Source organism: Stenotrophomonas sp. FSL W7-1447 (assembly GCF_037966425.1).
GTDB lineage: Bacteria > Pseudomonadota > Gammaproteobacteria > Xanthomonadales > Xanthomonadaceae > Stenotrophomonas > Stenotrophomonas pavanii.
On record NZ_CP150199.1, the window covers coordinates 2,279,638 to 2,301,574 of the forward strand.

The following is a 21,937-nucleotide window of genomic DNA, read 5'->3' on the forward strand; positions in this document are numbered from 1 at the left end:
GTCAGGGATCCTTGCGCAGCCGCTGCTGCAGCAGCTGGGCGAAATTCGGCAGGTTCTTGAAGTCCGGCACGCGCACCGGTGCCGGCGGCGGCAGCGGTTCGGGCAGGGCATGCAGGGTGTTGATGCCGCCGGCGGTGACGCCCAGCAGCAGTTGCTGGCCATTGACCTCCACTACTACCACGCGCTCCTTGGCGCCGACGCTGAGGCTGGCCACCAGCTTCATGCCTTCGGCCGGGCGGAAGCCGCTGCCGGGCATGCGCTTGAGCAGCCAGCCCAGGCCGATCACCAGCGCCAGCACCGCCAGCAGCGCCAGCACCGCGCCGAACAGGCTGGGCGCGGCGGCCGCATGCTGGCCGACCTGCGGACCGATCGGGGCGGCGGTCTTGCCGACCGCCAGCAGGGTGGAGGCCAGCGGGCTCAACGCAGTCTCCGGATCCGCTCGCTCGGGCTGACCACGTCGGTCAGGCGCACGCCGAAGCGGTCGTTGATCACCACCACTTCGCCGTGTGCGATCAGGGTGCCGTTGACGAACACGTCCAGCGATTCGCCGGCGCCGCGCTCCAGTTCCACCACCGAGCCCTGGTTGAGCTGCAGCAGGTTGCGGATCGGCAGACGGGCACGACCGACTTCCAGCGACAGGGTCACCGGCACGTCGAGGATCACGTCCAGGTTCAGGTCCGGACCGTTGGCCTCGTCGGCCTGCAGGCTGCTGAACTGGGCCGGGGTCGGTTCGAGGGCGTCGATATCGTTCATTGCGGGTCTTCCTGGATGACGGGTACGCGCGGGCGGGTGCCCGGCGGATGGGTAGCGGTGATCTTCACAGCGTTCATGCCGTTGGCGATGCCGAACTCGCCGGTGAACACCGGAATGTTCTCCACGCACAGCGGCACCTGCGGGCTCAGCTCGATCGGCAGGATGTCGCCGACCTTCAGCTGGGTCAGGTCGCGCAGCGTCATGCGCTTGCTGGCCAGTACGCTGGACAGGGTGACTTCGGCGATGTTGAGCTGCTCGCGCAGGGTCTTGCCCCAGCTCTCGTCGCGGTCGTTGCGGTCGCTCTGGATGCCGGCGTCGAGCAGTTCGCGGATCGGTTCCAGCATCGAGTAGGGCAGGGTGACGTGGATGTCGCCGCCACCACCGTCGAGCTCGACGTGCAGGCGGCACACCACCACGTATTCGCGCGGCGTCACGATGTTGGCAAAGTGCGGGTTGATCTCCGAGTTGATGTACTCGAAGTCGACATCCATCACCGGTGCCCACGCTTCGCGCAGATCGGCGAAGGTCTGCTTTAGCAGCAGGTGGATCACCCGCATTTCGGTGGCCGTGAATTCGCGGCCCTCGATGCGGGTGGGGTAGCGCCCGTCGCCGCCGAAGAAGTTGTCGACGATGGCGAACACCAGGGTCGGCTCGAACACGATCAGGCCGGTACCGCGCAGTGGCTTGAAGCGGATCAGGTTCAGGTTGGTCGGCACATACAGCGAGTGCATGTAGTCGTTGAACTTGATCAGTTCGATGCCGCGCACCGACAGCTCGGCCGAGCGCCGGATCAGGTTGAACAGGCCGATCCGCCACAGGCGCGCGAAGCGCTCGTGGACCATTTCCAGGGTCGGCATGCGACCACGGATGATGCGGTCCTGGCTGGCGAAGTCGTACGAACGCGCTTCGCCTGACGGGGGTTCCGCATCGGTCTCGACCGCGCCACTGTCCACGCCGTGGAGCAGGGCATCGATCTCGTCCTGGGACAGCAGATCATTCATCGGTGGGCCCTTACTGGGTCACGAAGCTGGTGAACAGCAGATCGTCGGCGCCGTTGCTGCCGGTCTCGGCCTTGAGCACTTTCTGCACCTCGGCCAGCGACGCGGCCTGCAGCTTCTGCTTGCCGGCGACATCGGCGATCTGGTCCGGGCTGACCTGCGAGAACAGCATCAACAGGCGCGCGCGGATGGCCGGGGCATGGGTCTTGATCGCTTCCAGTGCGGCCGGGTCGCGGGTCATCAGCTGGACCTCCAGCTGCAGGTAGCGCGGGCCGTCGACCGGGCCATTGAGGTTGACCACGAACGCCGGGTCCAGCGCGAAGTACTGTGCCGGGGCCGGGGTCGCGCTCTTCTTCGGCGCCTGCGCGGTCTTCTCTTCGTGCTTGGACTGGGTGAAGAACCACACGCCGCCACCAGCGGCAGCGGCGGCCAGAACGGCCACCAGTGCGGTGATCAGGATCGGACTGCGCGGCTTGGCGGCCTTGTCCTTCTCGGCGGTCTTCTTGGTTTTGTCAGCGGCTGCGGCCACGGGGTGAAGCTCCTGAGGGTTGCTTCACCGGGATATGCAAGGGGTGTGCCGAAGGCGGGGCAGTCGGGTGCGACGGAATTCCGTCGGAGGCGCGGACGGGAGGGTGCCGATCCTCGCTGGCGCTAGTGCAGGGTGCCTGGGCGGGTGCCAACCGCCCAGCGCCTGTGGGTGCCAACCTTGGCTGGCACGCCTGTCAGGCGTAGGCGTCCAGCAAGCCGCGCTGGCGGATCAACTGCGCGGCCGACACGCTGGCGTCGCCCGGCGTCGGTTCTCCGTCACCGCTCATGCTGCCGCCACCGTGCTGGCCTGACGCATTGCCGTCACCGCCCGGTGCCTGATGGCCGACGTCGGCGTGGGCCAGCTGGAAGCCCTGTTCGCCCAGCAGCTCGCGCAGCCGCGGAAGGCTGCTTTCCAGTGCCTGCCGCACGTCCACGTGCGGGCTGCTGAAGCTGGCATGCACCTTGTCGCCGTTCAACTGCAGGCGCACATCGACCGGGCCCAGGTCGTCCGGGCTCAGGCGGATGTGGGCGTGGCCGATCTTCTGGTCGGCCAGCCAGCCCAGGCGTGCGCCGATGGCCTGATCGAAGCCCTCGTCACCGAGCACGGGCTTGGGCGTCGGTTCGCCATTGAAGATCGCGGTGCCGGTGGCGAGTGCGGCCTTCAGGTCCTGCACAGTGGCCGCTGGCGGTGCGTGCAGCAGCGGCGCACTGGCGCGGTCGCCAACGGCGGCCACGTCGCTGCCTTCGGCGCGCTCGCTGCGCTTGCCGGGCAGAATCATCTCCGGCAGGGGCAGTGCGGTGGCGTCGTCAGCGTTGGTGGGCGCCGGTTTGCCGTCGGCCGCCACTGGCGCTGCGCTTGCCGCTGCCGGCGCGGCTGCAGGCAGTGCCGTGTTCGCGGCAGGGGGAGCGGGCAGCGCGCTACCGTCGCTGGCCAGCGATGGCGCAGCGGTGGTCGGCAGGGCGGCCGCTGGATCGGCAGGCGCCGGCATCGCCAGCACCAGGCCGGCCAGGCCGAGCGGTGGCCACGGGGCGTCCTCGGTTGCGGCAGGCTTGTCCTTGTCGGTGCCGGCTCCAGCCGGGGTCACGGCAACGGGCGGCAGCGGGGACGTTTCAGCGGTTGCCGCTTCGCCGTCTGCGTTGCGTTCGCCCGGTGCCTGGCCATGGCTGTCGGCGGTCGATGGCTGGCTGGGCGTGGATGGCGTCGGCGTCGGCGTCGTGGCGCCGCCGGCAGGCGCGGGTGAAGAGGGTGCGCCACCCTGCAGCAGTTGGCTGAAGTCCTTGCCGCCTTCGCTGCGCGGGGTACGCGCGGCGCTGTTGCTGGCGGCTGGCGTGGTGGTGTTGGCGCTGCTGGCGAGCGGAGCGGGCATCACGGGCGGCCTCCCTGCTCGGTGCCGTCCTGGTCTTCGGCCTGCACCAGGCGCGCACGCCGCGCACCGATATCGTCCATCTCGCGCTGGTCGCGGCGGTCGGTCACCACCTTTTCCTGCGCGCGGTAGCTGGCGGCCAGCTGCTCCAGCACCGCCTTGTCACGGCTGGCCAGGATCAGGCGCGCGCGCTCGGCCTCCACCTTTTCGCGGTTGCCGTTGACCGTGGCCTGCTGCTGCTCGACCGCGCTGTCCAGGCGATCAAGGAAGGCGCGGCGGTTCAGCAGCTGTGCCGGGCTGGTCGCTGCCATCTGGGCGTTGGCGTACTCCTCGGCATAGCGGCGCAGTTCGTCCAGGCGCGACAGATGGGTGTCGAGCACGCGCTGGCGTTCGGCCAGGTCGCGGGCGACCGCGTCCTCGTGTTCCTGGGCCCGCTTGAGCAGGGGATCGATGCGCTTGGACTGGTTCATGGCTTAACTCTCTTGTTCCACCAGGCGCTGCAGCGCCGCCTGGCTGTGCGGGAGATCTGCGGCCTTGGCAACGTCCTGGCCGAGGAACTCCATGATTTCCGGCCAGCGTTCCAGGGCTTCGTCGGTGGCCGCGTCGTTGCCGCGCTGGTAGGCACCGATCGCGATCAGGTCCCGGTTGGCCGAGTAGGCCGAGACCAGTCGCTTCAGCTTGCGGATGCGCAGGCGCCACGGCTCGTCGGCGATTTCCGTGACCACGCGGCTGACCGACGATTCGACGTCGATGGCCGGGTACAGGCCGCTGTCGGCCACGCGGCGCGAAAGCAGGATGTGGCCATCGAGGATCGCGCGCGCGGCGTCGGCGATCGGGTCCTGTGGATCATCGCCTTCGGTCAGTACGGTGTAGAACGCGGTGATCGAGCCGCGGCCCTTTGCGCCGTTGCCGGCGCGCTCGACCAGCGCCGGCAGCTTGGCGAACACCGACGGCGGGTAGCCGCGGGTGGTCGGCGGTTCGCCAACCGACAGCCCGATCTCGCGCTGCGCCTGCGCAAAGCGGGTCAGCGAGTCCATCAGCAGCAGCACGTTCAGGCCCTGGTCGCGGAACCACTCGGCGATGGCGGTGGCACGGTAGGCACCGTGCAGGCGCGCCAACGGTGGCCGGTCGGCGGGACTGGCCACCACCACCGCGCGGCGCAGGCCTTCCTCGCCCAGCGTGGTCTCGACGAAATCGCGTACTTCGCGGCCACGTTCACCGATCAGGCCGACCACGATCACATCGGCGGCGGTGTAGCGGGTCATCATGCCCAGCAGCGTCGACTTGCCGACGCCGGAGCCGGCGAACAGGCCGACGCGCTGGCCGCGGCCGATCGGCAGCAGCGCGTTGATCGCGCGCACGCCCACGTCCAGCGGTTGGGTGATCGGTTCACGCGCCAGCGGGTTGATCGACACGCCGGCCATGCCGACGTGGCCTTCGGCGCGGATCGGCCCCTTGCCGTCCAGCGGCACGCCGTCGCTGTCGATGACGCGGCCGAGCAGGCCTTCGCCCACTTCCACGCCGCCCCGGCGCGCCGACGGCACCACCCGCGCATTGGGCAGCAGGCCATGCAGTTCGGCGCTGGGCATCAGGTAGGTGCGTTCGCCGGCGAAGCCGACCACTTCGGCATCGACCCAGCCGCCATCGACCACTTCCACCTTGCAGCTGGCGCCCAGCGGCGCCTCGCAGCCGACCGCTTCCAGGGTCAGGCCGACCGCGCGGCGCAGCACGCCTTCGCGGATCAGCCCACGGCCATGCGCGGTATCCACGCGCAGGCCATCCAGGCGCCGGGCCAGGCGCAGGTTGCGGGCCACGGCCCAGTCGGCCGGCGGCGGCGTCGTTTGCGGTGCAGCGCTCATGCCGTCGCTCCGGTCTGGCGGATCACCGCATCCAGCGCACCGCGCAGGCGGGCCTCCAGGGTGCCGTCGATGCGCACCGCTTCGGCGTGCACGCGCAGGTCGCCACGACTGAGGCTGGTATCCGGTACCAGGCGCTGCGCCGGCGACAGGTTCAGCAACGGAGCGAGCGCGGCGATGTCATCCGGATGCAGCCGCACTTCCACCTCGCGCGTGCTGCCGCCCACGGCGTCGATCGCTTCGCCGACCAGCTGCGCCAGCAGTGCCGGCTCCGCCTCGTAGGCGCGGCCGACCAGCGCCCCGGCGATGCGCACCGCCAGTTCGCCAAGGGCGCCGACCACCTCGTTCTCCAGCCGCACCAGCGGCCGGCTGAAGTTGTCGAGGATGCCTTCGATCTGCGCGGCGAGGCGACGCACCTCGGCCTGGCCCTGGCCGTAGCCTTCGGCATGGCCCTGATCGAATCCTTCCTTCTCGGCGCTGTCCTGGATCGCCTGGATTTCCTCCAGGGTCGGCAGCTGCAGCGGCGGCTCCGGTTCGTGTTCCGGGTCCGGCTCGGTGAGTTCGAACGTGTCCTCCTGCTCCAGCACCGGTTCGGGCTGGGCCAGCAGGTCCGGGGCAAGCCAGCGCACGACGTTGCTCACAGCATGGCCTCCGCGCTGCCGCCGATGGTGACGGTGCCTTCATCGGCCATGCGCTTGACGATGGCCAGGATCTCGCGCTGCGCGCCTTCCACGTCGGACAGGCGCACCGGTCCGCGGGCCTCCATGTCTTCCAGCAGGATCTCGGCCGCGCGCTGCGACATGTTGCGGGTGATCTTGTCGCGCACCTTGATGTCGGCGCCGCGCAGGGCCAGGCCCAGGCGCTCGCCGCTGACTTCGCGCAGCACCAGCTGCATCTCGCGGTCGTCCAGGTCGACCAGATCGTCGAAGACGAACATCAGGTCCTGGATGCGGTTGCTCAGCGGCGCATCGATGCGCGCGATCTCGCCCAGGATGGCCTGGTCCTGGCCGCTGTCCATGAAGTTCAGGATGTTGGCCGCGCACTGCACGCCACCGATGTTCGACGACTTCAGGTTCTGGTTGCCGGCGAACTGGCGCTCCATGATCTCGTTGAGTTCATTGAGCGCGTTCGGCGGGATGCCGTCGAGGGTGGCGATGCGCAGCAGCACGTCCACGCGGGTGCGATCGGGCAGCAGCTTCAGCGCGTCGGCGGCCTGGTCGGTTTCCAGGTGCGCCATCACGATGGCGATGATCTGCGGATGCTCGTTGCGCACCAGGTCGGCCACCGCGCGCGGGTCCATCCACTTCAGCGCGTCCAGGCCGGTGGTGTTGCGGCCCAGCAGGATGCGGTCGATCAGGTTGCCGGCCTTCTCGCTGCCCAGCGCCTGCACCAGCATGTTGCGGATGTAGTCGTCCGAGCCCACGCCCAGCGAGGTCTTCGAGCCCAGCTCCTGGCCGAACTGGTCCATCACCCGTTCCACCTGCTCGCGGGTGATGTCGGTCATCGTGGCCATGGCGATGCCGATCTTCTGCACTTCCTTGGGTTCCATGTGGCGCAGCACTTCGGCCGCGTCCAGCTCACCCAGCGAAAGCAGCAGTACGGCGGCGCGCTGCACGCCGGTCAGGGTTGCCTCAGTCATTGGCCACCCAACCCTTGACCACCTGGGCCACGCGCTTGGAGTCGGTCTTCACGGCTTCACGCGCCATCCGCAGTCGTTCCTCATAAGAATCCACCGGCAGGGCCAGTGCGTCCGGCCCGGCCAGGCTGACCCGGTCGGCGCCCAGCGCCGGCAGCGGGGTGCCATCGTCATCGACCAGCTGCACGTCTGCGGTGTGCGGCTCCAGTGCCTGCGGGTCGTCCTTCCTGTTCTGGCCGGTGATCGCGCGCAGCGCCGGGCGCAGTACGCCGAACAGCAGCGCCAGCACCACCACCGCGCCCAGCAGCATGCGGCCGGCATCGTGCACCCACGGCAGCTCCCACCACGCCGGGCCTTCCTCAGGCGTGGTCTCGCGCACGAACGGGGCATTCATCACCGACACGGTGTCGCCACGCTCGGCGTTGAAGCCGACGGCCTGCTTGACCAGCGCTTCGACGCGGGTCAGTTCGGCAGCCGATAGCGGCTGCGGGCTCATCTTGCCGTTGGCACCGGCACGCGGCACGTTGTCCACCAGCACCGCCACCGAGACGCGCTTGATGCGGCCGGCCGGCTGGCGGGTGTGCTGCAGGGTGCGGTCCAGCTCGTAGTTGCGGGTGGCGTTCTTGCTGCTTTCGGTCGGGGCCTGCGCGGTGGCCGGTGCGGCCTGCTGGCCCGGCGGGCTGTTGCTGGTCGCGCCCGGCACGCCCTGCGGGCCCGGGGTGCTGGTGGTGTTCTCGCTCATCTGCTCGCTGCGCAGCTTCTGCGGTTCACCGTTGTAGAGCTCACGGGCTTCCTCGGTCACCGAGAAATCCATGTCCACGCTCACTTCCGGATTGACCCGGCCGGGGCCGGTCATCGGCTCCAGCAGCTCGCGGATGCGCTGGTTGAACGAGGTTTCCTGGCGGCGCACCTGCTCGAACTGGGCGGCGTTGACCGCCGCTTCGCTGTTCGGGTCGGTGATGCTGAGCATGCGCCCGCTCTGGTCGACCACGGTCACCCGTTCCGGCGCGAGGTCGGGAATGCTGGCCGCGACCATGTGCACGATGGCGTCCACCTGGCTGCGTTCCAGCTGCTGGCCGCCGCGCAGTTCCAGGGTGACCGAGGCGCTGGCCACGTCACGCTGGCGGGTGAACGCGCTGGGCTTGGGAATGGCCAGGTGCACGCGTGAATCACGCACCGGGCGCAGCGTGTTGATGGTGCGCGACAGCTCGGTTTCCAGTGCGTGCTGGTAACGCGCACTTTCCACAAACTGGCTGACGCCGAAGCCGGGATCGCGCTCCATCAGCTCAAAGCCGAGCTTGCCGCTGTCGGTCAGGCCGGAGCCGGCCAGCTTCAGGCGAGCGTCGTGCAGGTTCTTTTCCGGCACGGTGATGCCACCGGTGGCCGGGTCGAGTGCGAACGGAATCTGCGCGGCGCGCAGCAGGTCGGTCGCTTCCGCCGTCGCCTTCTGGTCCAGGCCGGTGTACAGCGGGACCATGCCCGGCTTCTGCGACCAGAAGAACACGGACAGGCCTGCCGCCACCGCCACCGCGATCATTGCCATCAGGCCAAGCCGACGGGTGATCTGCAGGCTCTGCAGGCGGTCGAACCACTGCCCGGCCTTCTCGGCGTTCAGGCTGTCCTTGGAGAGCGTCAGTGCCATGCGTCTCTATTCCTTACAGCGGCATGTTCATCACGTCCTGGTAAGCCTGGACGAGACGGTTGCGGACTTCCACGGTGGCGCGGAAGGCGATCTGGGACTGCTGCGAAGCGACCATCACCTTGGCCAGGTCGGCGCTGGGGTCGCCCATTTCGAAGGCCTTGGCGAGGGCGCCGGACTTCTGCTGCGCATCGTTGACGCCGGCAATCGCACCACGCAGGGTTTCGGTGAAGCTGGCCGGCTGCACCTGCGGCGCGTCCAGCACCGTGCCCGGCAGGGCATTGCTGCGCGGCGTTTCGCCCAGCGGGTTGAGCGCCGGCTGTCCCATCTGGGTCTGATAGGAGCGGATCTGCGAAAGGATCGAAGTGACGGAGTGGGACATCTGCAACGGTTCCAGAAACAGGGATGGGGTTGTCTGCTAGAGCCAGTGCAAGTGCCGTGCCGAAACCGGTTTTCGATTCAGTGACGTGAGGAGGTTGGATGTGCGTGCGGGGTTGCACCCCGCGCCCCGCGGTGGTGCCGGCCGCTGGCCGGCAACCTCAACGGCAACGGCCGAAGCCGGAGCAACAGCAGAAGCGGGTCTACTGAGGGATGGCGGGGTGGGTCCGGTTACGGGGACGCCGTAAACCCGTCCTTGGGGGCTTGGCCGCAGCATCCATGCCGCGGACACCCCGCAACCGGACCCACCCCGCCTTCGACAGGTGGCCGCGATCTGTTGGAACCTGCTACTGATGGTGGGTGCCGACCGTTGGTTGGCACGGGGTCGGATCCCGTTGCAACGCAACGGGCTCTGACCCCATTGGCGGCGTCATTTAACCGGCGTCGGTTTTCTGGCCTATGGCTGCAGGGTCCATCGGCCAGGATTCTGGCGCTGGCGCGGTGCGATGGGGCCGTCATGCTGGGTGTAGATGAAGCGACCCTGATGGTTGCTCTGGCAGGTCAGCAGCAGGGTGTAGTTGGCGGGACCGGCCGGGTGGCTTTCGGTCATCTGGATTTCCCCGATATGCGGGGCCAGGCGCTGGTAGCGGTAGCTGCCGGCGATGCGGAGGTCGGTGCCGAGGATGTCCAGCACGTACTGGCTGCCGGCAAAGCTGAGCCGCACCATGCGTCCGGCGTTGGGGTTGTCCGGCGCGTACAAGGGGTCGCCGAGGTTGGTGAACTGGCGTTGGTCGAGCGTGGCGGGCAGGGTGCAGTTGGCCGCGGTGGCCAGGGCCGGGCAGAGCAGGACGGCGAGCAGGATCAGGTGATGCATGGCGGGACCTCCTTGGGATGTCCCTGCCATGCTCCGCAGTGCGATTCCGTTGTCTCTAGGAAAACGTGCAAATGCAATGGGGTCAGATCCCTTTCCTGGGGAAAGGGATCTGACCCCCGGGCGACCCCGGGCACTACAAACACCAACGCCCGGGCAAGCCCAGGCGTTCGTGCCCCCTTCATGCTGGTAGCGCGGTTCAGCCGGCCAGCTCGGCCTGCTCGCGCTCGATGCCGTACTTGCGCAGCTTTTCCACCAGGGTGGTGCGGCGCAGGCCAAGCAGCTGGGCGGCGTGGGCGACCACGCCCTGAGTGCGTTCCAGTGCTTCGTTGATCAGGCCCAGTTCGATGTTGGCCATGTGGTTGCGCAGGTCCAGGCCATCGTCGGGCAGTGCCGCCGGCGCCGCCGGGCGATTGACGGCGATACCGTGTTCCAGCGCCGGCTGGTTGCTGCTGCCCGGGGTGTGGAACGAGAAGCTGCGCAGGTCCAGGCGGTCTTCGCTGGCCACCGGTGCTGCCGGTGCCGGTGCGGCCACCGCGGCCAGTGCGGCGTCGCCACGATAGCGGGCCGGCAGGTCCTGTACGCGCACCGAGCCACCCGGATGCAGCACCGCCAGGCGCTCGACCAGGTTGGTCAGCTCGCGCACGTTGCCCGGCCATTCGTAGCTGGACAGCGCCTGCAGCGCTTCGGGAGTGAAGCGCACTTCGCCACGGCCGGTGCGGGCCAGCTGCGCGGCGATGGTTTCCACCAGCGCCGGCAGGTCCTCGCGGCGCTCGCGCAGCGCGGGCACTTCGATCGGGAACACGTTGAGGCGGTAGAACAGATCCTCGCGGAACTTGCCCTCGGCGATGCGGGTCTCCAGGTCGCGGTGGGTCGCGGCCACCACGCGCACGTTGCAGCGGATGGTCTGGTTGCCACCGACGCGCTCGAAGCTGCGTTCCTGCAGCACGCGCAGCAGCTTCACCTGCATCGGCAGGCTCATGTCGCCGATTTCGTCGAGCAGCAGGGTGCCGCCCTCGGCCATTTCGAAACGGCCCTTGCGCGCGGTCAGTGCGCCAGTGAAGGCACCCTTTTCGTGGCCGAACAGTTCGCTTTCCAGCAGGTCGGCCGGAATGGCGCCGCAGTTGATTGCCACGAACGGGCCATCGCGGCGCGGCGAGCGCTGGTGGATCGCGCGTGACACCACTTCCTTGCCGGTACCGGATTCACCCAGCACCAGCACGGTGGTGTCGAACGCGGCGACCTGTTCGATCATGGTGCGCAGCGCGGTCACTGCCGGGCCGTTGCCGGTCGGGCCCTGGTCCTGCGCGGCACCGGCCTGGTGCTCGGCGTCCAGGCGCTTGAGGCTGGCACGGCGCAGCAGGGCCTCCATCTGCGCATGGCGCAGCGGCGTTTCCAGCGGCCAGATGTTGGCTTCGTGCAGGCCGTGCTGCTGGGCAAACGCAGCGGCATCACCGTCGGCCAGCAGCACCGGCGGCGGCAGGCTGCTGCCTCCCAGCCAGTGGTACAGCGCGGTACTGGCAGCGCTGTCGTCCAGGCTGCCGACGATCACCGCCATCCAGTCGTTCTGGCGCTGGCGGCCCAGGTCGAAGTCGGCTGCGTCGGACACCCAGCGCGGGTTGAAGTCCATGAATTCCAGCAGGGCAACGGTGCGCTCTGCGCGCACGGCGTCGTTGTCCAGCACCAGGATGCGCGATTCGCTCACGACTGTTCCTCCCTGAGGCCTTCCAGGATCGGCATGACTTCCTGGATGTAGGACAGCTTGCTGACAAAGTTGTCGGCGCCGGCGCGCAGCGCGTGTTCGCGGTGCTCGGCGTCGTCGAAGTGGCTGGCGATCACGATGTACGGCGCATCGTCCTGCGACTTGATCAGGCGGGTGGCCTGCAGGCCGCCCATTTCCGGCATGGCCAGATCCATCAGCACCACCTGCGGGCGCAGCGTTTCCGAGCGCTCGATCGCTTCCAGGCCGTTGCCGGCGCTGCCGACGATCTGCAGCCAGTCGATCTTGCGGAAATGGCGCATCGCCGCGTTGATGAAGCCCTCGTGGTCATCGACCAGCAGGACCGTGAGCTTGTTCATGTCCAACATCCTTTTCAGCCCACCCGGGCCAGCTGGGGTTGCCTGGCGCTGAGCCGGCGCCGTTCGCGGGCCGGGGCGATATCCAGTTGTTCTCGGTATTTTGCGACGGTTCGGCGGGCAATGTTCACCCCCTGGCGCGACAGCAGGCCGGCAATGGCCTCATCGGCCAGCGGGCGGCCGGCCGGTTCGGCGTCGATCAGGCGGCGGACCATGGCCTTCACCGCCTGCCCGGAGACGCTGGCGCCCTCCAGGCGCACGGCGAAGAAGTGCTTCAGTTCGAAGGTGCCGCGCGGGGTCTGCAGGAACTTGCCGGTGGTGATGCGCGAGACGGTGGACTCATGCATGCCGATTTCCTCGGCCACTTCCTTCAGGGTCAACGGCGCCATGGCCTCTTCGCCGCGCACCAGGAAGGCGGCCTGGCGCTCGACGATCACCCGCGCCGTACGCAGCAGGGTGTCGTAGCGCATCGACAGGCCACGGCTGAACCAGCGCGCCTCCTGCAGCATCTCGCGCAGCGCCGGGGCGGCGTCGCTGATTTCGGCCAGCACCTGTTCGTACTGGCTGTTGATCGACACGCGACGGCTGGTGGCCGGGTTCAGGGCGACCTTCCACTGCCCGTCGGCGTGCCAGGCGACGACGTCCGGCACCACCACCGCGTTGCGTTCGGGCAGCAGGCTGTCGCCCGGGCGCGGCTGCAGCGAGAGGATCAGGCGCACGGCCTCGCGGACGTCGTCGATCTCGGCATCGTGCAGGCGGGCGAGGGCGGGGTAGTCGTGCGCGGCCAGCGCTTCGAGCGCGCCGTCGAGAATGCGGGCGGCCAGGTGGCGGGCCGGCACGACGCCGTGCAGGCTGCGCAGTTGCGCCTGCAGGCCTTCGCGCAGGTCCTGGGCGGCCATGCCTGCGGGCTCGCCATGCAGCAGCTGCTGGCGGATGGCTTCCACCCCGTCGGCAGCGATGTCGAACTGGGCACTGGCCAGCAGCTGCAGCTGTGCCAGCGGCGCCTGCAGGTAGCCTGCCTCATCGCACTGGTCCAGCCAGAAGGCGGCGACCGCCAACTGGCGATCATCCATATCCAGCGACAGGCGCTGCAGCACGCGCAGCTGCGGGTCGGTCGACTCGCCGGCGGCGATGCGCGCCATGCGGTCGTCGTCGCCGTCCTGCCAGCTGGCACCGGCCACGTCCCACATCGACGGCTCGGGCAGCTCGTCAAAGGCGGCGGTATCGATCGTGGGAGTGCTGGCTTCGGTGGCGTCGGCAGCAGGGGCCTCGGCCTCTTCGATCTCCAGCAGCGGATTGGAGTCCAGCAGGCGCTGGATTTCCTGCTCCAGGTGCAGGCCATCGAGCTGCAGCAGCCGGATCGACTGCAGCAGTTGCGGGGTGAGGTGGAGTTGCTGGCCCAGCTGGGTCGAGAGTGCAGCCTTCATCGTGGTTCCCCGGCACCGCTCCCCGGCGCCTTGTGGAACGCATCTTGCTTTTCATCCGGCGAGGACGGAATCGGGGGGTTCCTGATGCATTTCGTGGAACTCCCGACAGGGTGTAGGGGGATTCCCTACACGGGCGCGGGAAATTGACGAAATGCGACGCCAAGTCATTGATTCATCGTGGCGAGGCCGCTGGGCGCGCGGCGGCCGAGGTACGGATTCCTGTCAGGGAATGTCGGGGTGACGGGATTTCGTCGCCGATGCAGGGTGTCGCAGGGTCAGGTCCTTTTCCACGCGGAAGGGAGCTGACCCCGGGACCGGCGCTTACTCGAGCTCGTGCTGATGGCGCGCGGCCAGCAGCAGCAGGTCATTGGCGCGGCGGCAGCCCAGCGACTCCATCATCCGCGCGCGATGGGTTTCCACCGTCTTGACGCTGATGCCGAGATCGGCGGCGATTTCCTTGTTGCTCTCGCCCTTGCCGATGCGGCGCAGGATCTCGCGCTGGCGCGGTGAGAGTGCGGCGATGCCGGTGGGTTTCTCGCGGCCCAGCATCGGCGCCAGCATCTTGGCCGAGATCTGCGGGCTCAGGAACACCTGGCCGGCGTGCGCGGCGCGCAGTGCCAGTTCCAGTTCCTGCGGTGCGGCGTCCTTCACCACGAACCCGACCGCGCCACGATCCAGCGCATCGCGCACGTGGGCAGCATCGTCGTGCATGGTCATCATCACCACCCGGGTACCGGGAGCACGCAGGCGGATGTCGCTGAGCGCTTCCAGGCCGGTGCGGCCCGGCAGCGAGAGGTCCATCAGCACCACGTCCGGTGCGTGCTGCAGGGACAGCTGCAGTGCCTGTTCGGCGTTGCTGGCCTCGGCGACGAGCTGCACGTCGGCAAACCCCTGCAGCAGCCGCGCCAGGCCGGCGCGGACAAGGGTGTGATCGTCGACGATGAGAACTCGCACAGGCACGCAGCAGATCCGTGTAGGGGCATCCACCTTAACTTAGCTGAACGGGCGCGCCAAGGGTCGGCCGTGCAGCGCCAAGGGGGCGGGCTTCAGCGTGCGCGGCGTGCCTCGGCCACCTGGCGGCGGTGGAGGCGGAACAGGTGCCGCTCCATCGCCATCTCCAGGCCGTCGCCCAAGCGCTGGAAGCGCAGCCACAGGAAGTGCCCGCCGCTACCGTCGGCGGCTTCTGCGACGACCTCCACCGGCAGGTCGATGTGGTCGGGCAGCCAGTCGCTGGGCTGCAGGCGCACCACTCCGGCCTGGCCGGGGCTGGCACCGCTGCGCGGACCCAGCTGCAGGCGGATGCCGCGCCGCGACCAGCGCACCGGGCGCAGCGTCAGTTCCTGGCCCTGCTGGCGTACCAGCCGGCCAAGCAGCACCATCGCCAGGTCCAGCTTGGCTTCCAGCCGCTGCAACTGCAGGCTGGCTTCGTTGCGTTCGTCGTGCTCGTCGACGCGGCTGTCCTCGACCAGTGCCAGGCTGCGCAGCAGGCCTTCGGCACTGCTGGTGCGGCCGGCTGCGCTGCCTGCCTGGAACTCGGCCGGCAGCGCCAGTTCGCAGCTGAGCGTTTCGTCGAACAGCTCGCTTTCGGCTGGGTGGTGCAGCGACGTGGTCGGCAACTGGGTCATGCCAGCGATTCTGCCTGCAGGTAGGCATGCGCGGCGCGAAGGGAGCGCTGGCCATCGTTCATCTGCGCGGCTACGGCGTCGCGGCGCTGGCGCAGCAGGCCCAGCAGGCTCTGCTGGCGCTCGAACAGGGCGCTCAGCGGCGCGTGGTCGGCCGCGGTCAGCGGCTGGCTGAGCAGGGCGTGCAGGGTGCTGTCGTGGCCGTCGAGCAGGCTGTCGGCCCGGTCGAGCGCATCATCGCCGAGCGCCTTCTCGAAGGCATCCAGCTGCGCATGCAGCGCGTGCAGGCTCATGGTGCCACCGCGGCGGGGCGGCGCTGTTCGTGCGGGATCGCGTTCCAGGCGCTGTCGATCTCGCCCAGCAGCTGCAGCGATTCATCCAGCGCGGCGCGGTCGTTGTGCAGGTTGGCTTCGGTCAGGCGCTGCAGCACGTAGTCGTACAGTGCCGACAGGTTGCCGGCGATCTCGCCGCCGGCCTCGTGGTCCAACGAGCCGTTGAGGTGGCCGACGATCGCGCAGACTTCGCCGATCGCCTTGCCCTTGCCGGCCTGGTCACCGCGTTCAAGGCTGGCCAGGGCGCGGCGCACGCGCTCCAGCGCGCCGGCCAGCAGCATCGCCACCAGCTTGTGCGGATCGGCATCGGCGACCGCACTGGTCACCCCCACCTGGCGGTACTGCTCGGCATATTGACGGCTGGAACCGTACATTCGTGATTCTCCTTGCGCGGGGTGCCGTCGGGTGATCGCGGGGACCGGTGCCGACGGCGCGGCGATGATTGCTGTTGCGTCCGTTATCGGTGCATGGCGCGGCAAACTTGAGTGCCGCGCACGTTCCGTCAGCGGTTCAACTGGGCCAGCTGCTGCTGCAGCGCGGTGTTGCTCTGCTGCAGCTTGCCCATCAGGCTGTCCAGCGCCAGGAACTGCTTCTTGTAGCGCTCTTCCACGCTCTTCATGCGCGTGTCGAGGTCCTTGCGGCGCTTGTCGATGTTGTCCAGCGTGGTGTTCAGGCCCTTGGTGCGGGCAACGAAGGCACCTTCCTTGCCGACCGTGGTGCTCACATAACCGTCAACCAGCGTGTACAGCTTGCCGGCGCCGCCGGTATCACCGGTGATCGCCTGGCGCATCTTCTCCGGCTGGCTGGCCAGGGCGGCGGCGAACTTGGTGGTGTCCAGGATCAGCGTGCCGTCGGCATTGGGGTAGCCGCGGGTGTCCAGGCCGATCGCCTTGGCATCGAGCTTGTCACCGGCCAGGTCCTTGAGCACGCTCGACATCACCGAGCGCAGCTGGCTGGTGGCGCCGCGCATCTGCGCATCGCCGGTCAGCGTGGAGGCTTCCTTGGTCTTGGCGTCGTACTTGGTTTCGGTGTTGATGGCCGCCAGTGCGGCGTTGTACGCGGTGACGAACTCCTGCATCACCTTGGTCGCCGCAGCAGTGTCGGTGCTGATGGTCACCGTGCTGGTGCCCGGCATCTTCAGGTTCAGGGTCAGGCCCGGGACCGCATCGGCCACCGTATTGCTGGCGCTGACGACCTTGACGCCATCGATGGTCAGCTCGGCATCGGCAGCGGCGGTGTTCTGCTTCAGGCTGTTGACCAGGCCGCCCAGTTTGGCATCGCTGCCGGCGTATTCGAGCTTGATCGCGTTGGCGGCACCGGTCTTTTCCTGGGCGATCGACAGGTACTGGTTGTCGCCGGAACTGATCAGGGTGGCCTGCACGCCTTCCTTGCGGCCGGCCGCGTCGATCTTGTTGCGGATGGTGGTCAGCGTGTCGCCGTCCTCCACCTCCACGTTCATGGTCTTGGCGTTGTCGCCCACGCCGACGGTCAGCGTCAAGGTTCCGGCAGCAAACGTGTCGGTCTTGGGTACCGAAGTGTCGGCGATCAGCTTGTGCGCGGTGGCCAGCGAGGTGACGTTGACCACGTGCGTGCCGTTGGAGGCCGCCGCCTTGGTGGTGCCGACGTCATACAGCGCGACCGAGGCCGTCAGGATCTCGTCGGTGCCCTTGTCGCCGCCCTTGCTGGCGGTCACCGTGCGCGTGTCGAACGCGGTGGTGGCCTTCAGCGCGGTCAGCGCCGTCTTCAGCTTGTCGAAGGCCGCGGTGACGGTGCCGATCGACGACAGCTGCATCTTGGCCTTGGACTGCTGCAGGTTCAGCGCATTGTCGGCGGGCTTGCGGTCAGCTGCGACCAGCTGGTTGACGATGCTGGAAATGTCCAGTCCCGAGCCGATGCCACCGTATCCAAAGTCTGCCACGTCGTTTCTCCTGGTATCCGGGCCTGGCCGCTGTGCGGTGGCCCGTCGTCAACGAAAATAGCGGCCTGCGCCGCTGGGTCTTGAGGACTTCGTTGATGCACGTGCCGTGCCAATGCTCTGGCGCAGGTTCTGGCACGCGGGTTGCAGGAGGCCTGGGGCAGGGTGCGGGTGGGTTCACCGCGGGCTGCCGGGGGTCTGCAAAAAACCCTCCCCCAATGCAGGGGAGGGATCAGGCTACTGACAATCGGGGGGAGACGAAGCCGCCCGGTACGTACAGTCAAAGGTACAGCGCTGAAAGAGAGGTCCGCAGGAGCGGGCGATGCCAAGCCGGTTCGGGAGTGATCCCGGGCCGGGCATGGCCCGCGCCTTCGTGCATCGTGGCTTCCCGGTTGCCGCTACCGTCGGTTCGATCCGACGGTAGCGGCGCCTTCTTGCCGTGGATCAGCGCAGCAGGCTGAGCACGCCCTGCGGCACCTGGTTGGCCTGGGCCAGCATGGCCGTACCGGCCTGCTGCAGGATCTGGGTGCGGGTCAGTTCGGCGGTTTCCTTGGCGAAGTCGGTGTCCTTGATGCGGCTGCGCGACGCCGACAGGTTTTCCGACGAGGTCTGCAGGTTGGCCACCACCGAGGTGAAGCGGTTCTGGATCGCACCGAGGTCGGCACGGGTGCTGTTGATCGCACCCAGGGCCTTGTCGACCACTTCCAGGGCCTGCTGGGCGCCGAGCACGGTGCTCACGTCCAGCTTCTGCACGTTGGCCGCCGTATCGGCGCCAGCGGTGTAGGCGCCTGCCGCGGCCGCGGTGCCCCAGGTCTTGGCGGTCGCGTCGTAGTCGCTGCGCATCAGCGCGATGTCGGCAGCGGCAACGGCCTTGCCTTCCTTCACCGAGCTCAGCTTCAGCGTGCCGTCGGCATTGGCTTCGGCGTAGATGCCGGCCTCGCCGATCTTGGCGTTGATGGCGGTGGCGACGGCCTTGGAGGCATCGGCCGTGGTGGCGCCGGCCTTTACTTCAACCGTGCCGATGTCCACGCCCATCACGGTGCCGGAGAAGCGGGCACCGTCGGTGCTGGCAGCCAGGGCAGCCGTCGCGCCGGTGGCGAAGGTCGAGGTGCCCAGCGAGCCGGCCTTGGCATCGATGGTCTTGTCGATGGCGATGGCCTGGCCGGCGTTGGCGCCGACCTGGAACAGCTGGCTGGAGAACGAACCGTCCAGCAGCTTGGTGCCGTTGAAGTCCGACTGCTTGGCAACGCGGTCGATTTCGCTGACCAGCTGGGTCACTTCGGCCTGCAGCGCCTTGCGGTCGCTGGCCGAGTTGGTGGCGTTGGAAGCCTGCACCGACAGCTCGCGGACGCGCTGCAGGTTGTTGCCGATTTCGGTCAGCGAACCTTCGGCGACCTGGGCCAGCGAGATGCCGTCGTTGGCATTGCGGATGGCGACGTCGGTACCGCGGATCTGCGTGCCGAAGCGTTCGGAGATCGCCAGGCCGGCGGCGTCGTCCTTGGCGCTGTTGATGCGCGAACCGGAGGACAGGCGCTGGATGGTGGTAGCCAGCGAGCTGCCGCTGGTGCTCAGGTTGCGCTGAGCATTCAGGGACATGGTGTTGGTGTTGATGACTTGTGCCATGGTGCTTTTCCTTTGGCGAAGGTGGAACGTGTTTCAGGATCCGGGCGCCGCGTCATGCAGCGCCCGGAGGTCGATCATCGAGCGGATCAGCGCAGCAGGCTGAGCACGCCCTGCGGCACCTGGTTGGCCTGGGCCAGCATGGCCGTACCGGCCTGCTGCAGGATCTGGGTGCGGGTCAGTTCGGCGGTTTCCTTGGCGAAGTCGGTGTCTTTGATGCGGCTGCGCGACGCCGACAGGTTTTCCGACGAGGTCTGCAGGTTGGCCACCACCGAGGTGAAGCGGTTCTGGATCGCACCGAGGTCGGCGCGGGTGCTGTTGATCGCACCCAGGGCCTTGTCGACGATTTCCATCGCCTGCTGGGCACCCTTCACGGTGCTGACGTCCAGGTCGCTGGCGTACTTGGCGGCCGGGGCGGCGGTGGACGCGGTGAAGGTCGGCGCGGTGGCGCCGGTCCAGGTACCCGGGGTTGCGGTGATGGCCTTGAACGAACCATCGGCGTTGACGCTGTCCTTGACCGAGGTCAGGGTGACGCCCGCGGTGCCGTTCACTTCGGCGTAGACGCCGGTTTCGCCGATCTTGGCGTTGATCGCGGTGACCAGTGCTTCGCGCGAGGCCTTGCCGGTGGCAGCGGCGTCGGCGCCCTGCTTGACCGAGACGTCGGCAATGGCAACGCCGTTGATCTGCAGGCCGCTGGTGCTGAAGTCCGCGTTGGTGCCCGGGTCGGCCAGGGCCAGCGCGTTGGTGTCGAACTTGGCGCCGCCCAGGGCATTGGCCTTGGCATCGATGGTCTTGTCGATGGCGATGGCCTGGCCGGCGTTGGCGCCGACCTGGAACAGCTGGCTGGAGAACGAGCCGTCCAGCAGCTTGGTGCCGTTGAAGTCCGACTGCTTGGCAACGCGGTCGATTTCGCTGACCAGCTGGGTCACTTCGGCCTGCAGCGCCTTGCGGTCGCTGGCCGAGTTGGTGGCGTTGGAAGCCTGCACCGACAGCTCGCGGACGCGCTGCAGGTTGTTGCCGATTTCGGTCAGCGAACCTTCGGCGACCTGGGCCAGCGAGATGCCGTCGTTGGCATTGCGGATGGCGACGTCGGTACCGCGGATCTGCGTGCCGAAGCGCTCGGAGATCGCCAGGCCGGCGGCGTCGTCCTTGGCGCTGTTGATGCGCGAACCGGAGGACAGGCGCTGGATGGTGGTAGCCAGCGAGCTGCCGCTGGTGCTCAGGTTACGCTGAGCATTCAACGACATCGTATTGGTGTTGATGACTTGTGCCATGAGGAGAGGTCCTTGAGCGGTTGCACGTGAGTTGGGTTAGACGCCCCCGACGTGCCCCGGGGGCGGCTCATGTCAGCGCTGCAACAGGCTGAGCACGTTCTGCGGTACCTGGTTGGCCTGGGCCAGCATGGCCGTACCGGCCTGCTGCAGGATCTGGGTGCGGGTCAGTTCGGCGGTTTCCTTGGCGAAGTCGGTATCGCGGATGCGGCTGCGCGATGCGGACAGGTTCTCCGAGGAGGTCTGCAGGTTGGCCACCACCGAGGTGAAGCGGTTCTGGATCGCGCCGAGGTCGGCGCGGACGCTGTTGACCGATTCCAGGGCCTTGTCGACGATCGACATCGCCTTCTGGGCGCCTTCGGCGGTGGTGACGTTCAGGTCCTTGACGAAGCTGACCGCTGCACCGGTCAGGGTGCCGCCGTTGGTGCTGGTTTCGGTCAGGCCGAGGCCGGCGATGGTCGCAGCGGTGGCGCCGGCCGGCGGGGTGGCCGCGCTGACGCCCAGGGCGAAGGTCTGGCCGTCCTTGACCGAGGCCAGGCTGATGACGCCGGCATTGACCGAGGCCACCACACCGGTTTCGCCCAGCTTGTTGTTGATCGCCGCGGCGGTGGCCGAGGTGATCGACTCGCCGGCCTTCACGGTGAAGTCGCTGATGGTGACCGTGGTGGCGGTGCCGCCCGGCGGGGTCACCGAGACCTGCAGGCCGGAGTAGGTGGTGTCGGCCGTCGCCTTGTCCACCGCCAGTGCGGTGCCGGTGTAGCCGTTGGCGAAGGTGGCCGCGCCCAGCGAATCGGCCTTGGCATTGACCACGCTGTTGATCGCGATGGCCTGGCCGGCGTTGGCGCCCACCTGGAACAGCTGGCTGGTGAAGCTGCCATCAAGCAGCTTGGTGCCGTTGAAGTCGGCCTGCTTGGCGACGCGGTCGATTTCCGAGACCAGCTGGGTCACTTCGGCCTGCAGTGCCTTGCGGTCGCTGGCCGAGTTGGTGGCGTTGGAGGCCTGCACGCCCAGTTCGCGGATGCGCTGCAGGTTGTTGCCCACTTCGTTCAGCGAACCTTCGGCGACCTGGGCCAGCGAGATGCCGTCGTTGGCGTTGCGGATGGCCACGTCCAGGCCACGGATCTGGGTGGTGAAGCGCTCGCTGATGGCCAGGCCGGCCGCGTCGTCCTTCGCGCTGTTGATGCGCAGGCCGGACGAGAGGCGCTGGATGGTGGTAGCGAGCGAGCTGCCGCTGGTGCTCAGGTTGCGCTGAGCGTTGAGCGACATCGTATTGGTGTTGATTACCTGTGCCATGGGGTCGTCTCCTCTTATATGGAACCCGTTGGTGAATGGAACGAAGCGCCGCCTGTTTTTTTGTGTGGCTGTGTGCTTCGCCGTTGCCAAATGAATAACGGCGCTTTGTCAACAACCTTTAGCCGTGAATTCCGTCGAAGCCAGAATTCGTTGCCTGAAGCTGTTTTCCCGGGGTTTTCAGCCCTGATGCCAGGGTGGAAGCGGCCCCGGGAGGGGCGGTCGGGCAGGGCCTGACCAGCGCTGATGAAGGTATCGGCGGGGTCGGGCCGGGCTTGATGGAGAATCACGGAAATCGGCCGGCGACGGCCGGGTGGCCGCGCAGCGGCGGGCAGGCGCGCAAACGAAAAAGGCCGCGATG

23 protein-coding genes are annotated in these 21,937 nt (G+C 68.1%); all 23 read right to left on the reverse strand.

Translation table 11 applies throughout. From position 1 onward, the window contains the following. Window position 1: 1 nt before the first annotated feature. Window positions 2–421 (reverse strand): flagellar biosynthetic protein FliO, encoded by a 420-nt coding sequence (gene fliO, locus NSQ78_RS10685; RefSeq protein ID WP_080473127.1) that lies wholly within the window; start codon window positions 419–421, stop codon window positions 2–4. Next, window positions 418–753, reverse strand: coding sequence for a flagellar motor switch protein FliN (fliN, locus tag NSQ78_RS10690; RefSeq protein WP_005409543.1), 336 nt, complete (start codon window positions 751–753; stop codon window positions 418–420). The genes fliO and fliN overlap by 4 nt, the downstream gene beginning before the upstream one ends. Continuing rightward, window positions 750–1,754, reverse strand: coding sequence for a flagellar motor switch protein FliM (gene fliM, locus NSQ78_RS10695; protein WP_014647040.1), 1,005 nt, complete (start codon window positions 1,752–1,754; stop codon window positions 750–752). The genes fliN and fliM overlap by 4 nt, the downstream gene beginning before the upstream one ends. Before the next feature lie 10 nt (window positions 1,755–1,764). After that, the gene (locus NSQ78_RS10700; RefSeq protein ID WP_005416435.1) at window positions 1,765–2,280 is read right to left on the reverse strand and encodes a flagellar basal body-associated FliL family protein; all 516 of its coding nucleotides are present in this window, start codon (window positions 2,278–2,280) and stop codon (window positions 1,765–1,767) included. Between the two features lie 193 nt (window positions 2,281–2,473). After that, window positions 2,474–3,646, reverse strand: a complete 1,173-nt coding sequence (locus tag NSQ78_RS10705) for a flagellar hook-length control protein FliK (RefSeq protein WP_064238477.1) — start codon at window positions 3,644–3,646, stop codon at window positions 2,474–2,476. After that, the gene (fliJ, locus tag NSQ78_RS10710) at window positions 3,646–4,113 is read right to left on the reverse strand and encodes a flagellar export protein FliJ (RefSeq protein WP_021203862.1); all 468 of its coding nucleotides are present in this window, start codon (window positions 4,111–4,113) and stop codon (window positions 3,646–3,648) included. Before fliJ ends, NSQ78_RS10705 begins: the two co-directional genes overlap by 1 nt. A 3-nt stretch (window positions 4,114–4,116) precedes the next feature. After that, window positions 4,117–5,502: a FliI/YscN family ATPase gene (locus NSQ78_RS10715; protein ID WP_014647044.1), complete on the reverse strand. Its 1,386-nt coding sequence runs from the start codon at window positions 5,500–5,502 to the stop codon at window positions 4,117–4,119. Next, on the reverse strand, window positions 5,499–6,107 hold the full coding sequence (locus NSQ78_RS10720) for a FliH/SctL family protein (protein ID WP_176422004.1): 609 nt from the start codon (window positions 6,105–6,107) through the stop codon (window positions 5,499–5,501). Before NSQ78_RS10720 ends, NSQ78_RS10715 begins: the two co-directional genes overlap by 4 nt. A gap of 29 nt (window positions 6,108–6,136) precedes the next feature. Beyond that, window positions 6,137–7,123, reverse strand: coding sequence for a flagellar motor switch protein FliG (gene fliG / locus NSQ78_RS10725; protein WP_024958226.1), 987 nt, complete (start codon window positions 7,121–7,123; stop codon window positions 6,137–6,139). A gap of 7 nt (window positions 7,124–7,130) precedes the next feature. After that, on the reverse strand, window positions 7,131–8,777 hold the full coding sequence (gene fliF / locus NSQ78_RS10730) for a flagellar basal-body MS-ring/collar protein FliF (RefSeq protein ID WP_064238479.1): 1,647 nt from the start codon (window positions 8,775–8,777) through the stop codon (window positions 7,131–7,133). Between the two features lie 13 nt (window positions 8,778–8,790). Continuing rightward, entirely contained in the window at window positions 8,791–9,156 is a 366-nt protein-coding gene (gene fliE / locus NSQ78_RS10735; protein ID WP_014037113.1) for a flagellar hook-basal body complex protein FliE, read from the reverse strand. A 453-nt stretch (window positions 9,157–9,609) separates the two neighbouring features. Then, entirely contained in the window at window positions 9,610–10,026 is a 417-nt protein-coding gene (locus tag NSQ78_RS10740) for a hypothetical protein (RefSeq protein ID WP_064238481.1), read from the reverse strand. A gap of 196 nt (window positions 10,027–10,222) precedes the next feature. Next, window positions 10,223–11,728, reverse strand: coding sequence for a sigma-54 dependent transcriptional regulator (locus NSQ78_RS10745; RefSeq protein WP_064238482.1), 1,506 nt, complete (start codon window positions 11,726–11,728; stop codon window positions 10,223–10,225). Continuing rightward, window positions 11,725–12,102, reverse strand: coding sequence for a response regulator transcription factor (locus tag NSQ78_RS10750; RefSeq protein WP_005409556.1), 378 nt, complete (start codon window positions 12,100–12,102; stop codon window positions 11,725–11,727). Before NSQ78_RS10750 ends, NSQ78_RS10745 begins: the two co-directional genes overlap by 4 nt. A gap of 14 nt (window positions 12,103–12,116) precedes the next feature. Beyond that, window positions 12,117–13,526 (reverse strand): RNA polymerase factor sigma-54, encoded by a 1,410-nt coding sequence (gene rpoN / locus NSQ78_RS10755; protein WP_064238484.1) that lies wholly within the window; start codon window positions 13,524–13,526, stop codon window positions 12,117–12,119. A gap of 321 nt (window positions 13,527–13,847) precedes the next feature. Continuing rightward, window positions 13,848–14,480, reverse strand: a complete 633-nt coding sequence (locus tag NSQ78_RS10760) for a response regulator transcription factor (protein WP_032959406.1) — start codon at window positions 14,478–14,480, stop codon at window positions 13,848–13,850. A 92-nt stretch (window positions 14,481–14,572) separates the two neighbouring features. After that, complete coding sequence (locus NSQ78_RS10765) at window positions 14,573–15,151, reverse strand: PilZ domain-containing protein (protein WP_049466167.1); 579 nt, start codon at window positions 15,149–15,151, stop codon at window positions 14,573–14,575. Then, entirely contained in the window at window positions 15,148–15,441 is a 294-nt protein-coding gene (locus tag NSQ78_RS10770; RefSeq protein WP_049466169.1) for a hypothetical protein, read from the reverse strand. Before NSQ78_RS10770 ends, NSQ78_RS10765 begins: the two co-directional genes overlap by 4 nt. Next, window positions 15,438–15,854: a flagellar export chaperone FliS gene (gene fliS, locus NSQ78_RS10775; RefSeq protein ID WP_005416447.1), complete on the reverse strand. Its 417-nt coding sequence runs from the start codon at window positions 15,852–15,854 to the stop codon at window positions 15,438–15,440. Before fliS ends, NSQ78_RS10770 begins: the two co-directional genes overlap by 4 nt. A 128-nt stretch (window positions 15,855–15,982) precedes the next feature. Further along, the gene (fliD, locus tag NSQ78_RS10780) at window positions 15,983–17,398 is read right to left on the reverse strand and encodes a flagellar filament capping protein FliD (RefSeq protein ID WP_053462823.1); all 1,416 of its coding nucleotides are present in this window, start codon (window positions 17,396–17,398) and stop codon (window positions 15,983–15,985) included. A gap of 441 nt (window positions 17,399–17,839) precedes the next feature. Then, the gene (locus NSQ78_RS10785; RefSeq protein WP_057494236.1) at window positions 17,840–19,018 is read right to left on the reverse strand and encodes a flagellin; all 1,179 of its coding nucleotides are present in this window, start codon (window positions 19,016–19,018) and stop codon (window positions 17,840–17,842) included. An 86-nt stretch (window positions 19,019–19,104) separates the two neighbouring features. After that, the gene (locus NSQ78_RS10790) at window positions 19,105–20,289 is read right to left on the reverse strand and encodes a flagellin (protein WP_057494235.1); all 1,185 of its coding nucleotides are present in this window, start codon (window positions 20,287–20,289) and stop codon (window positions 19,105–19,107) included. 72 nt (window positions 20,290–20,361) lie between these two features. Beyond that, entirely contained in the window at window positions 20,362–21,579 is a 1,218-nt protein-coding gene (locus tag NSQ78_RS10795) for a flagellin (RefSeq protein ID WP_053463213.1), read from the reverse strand. Window positions 21,580–21,937: the final 358 nt, after the last annotated feature.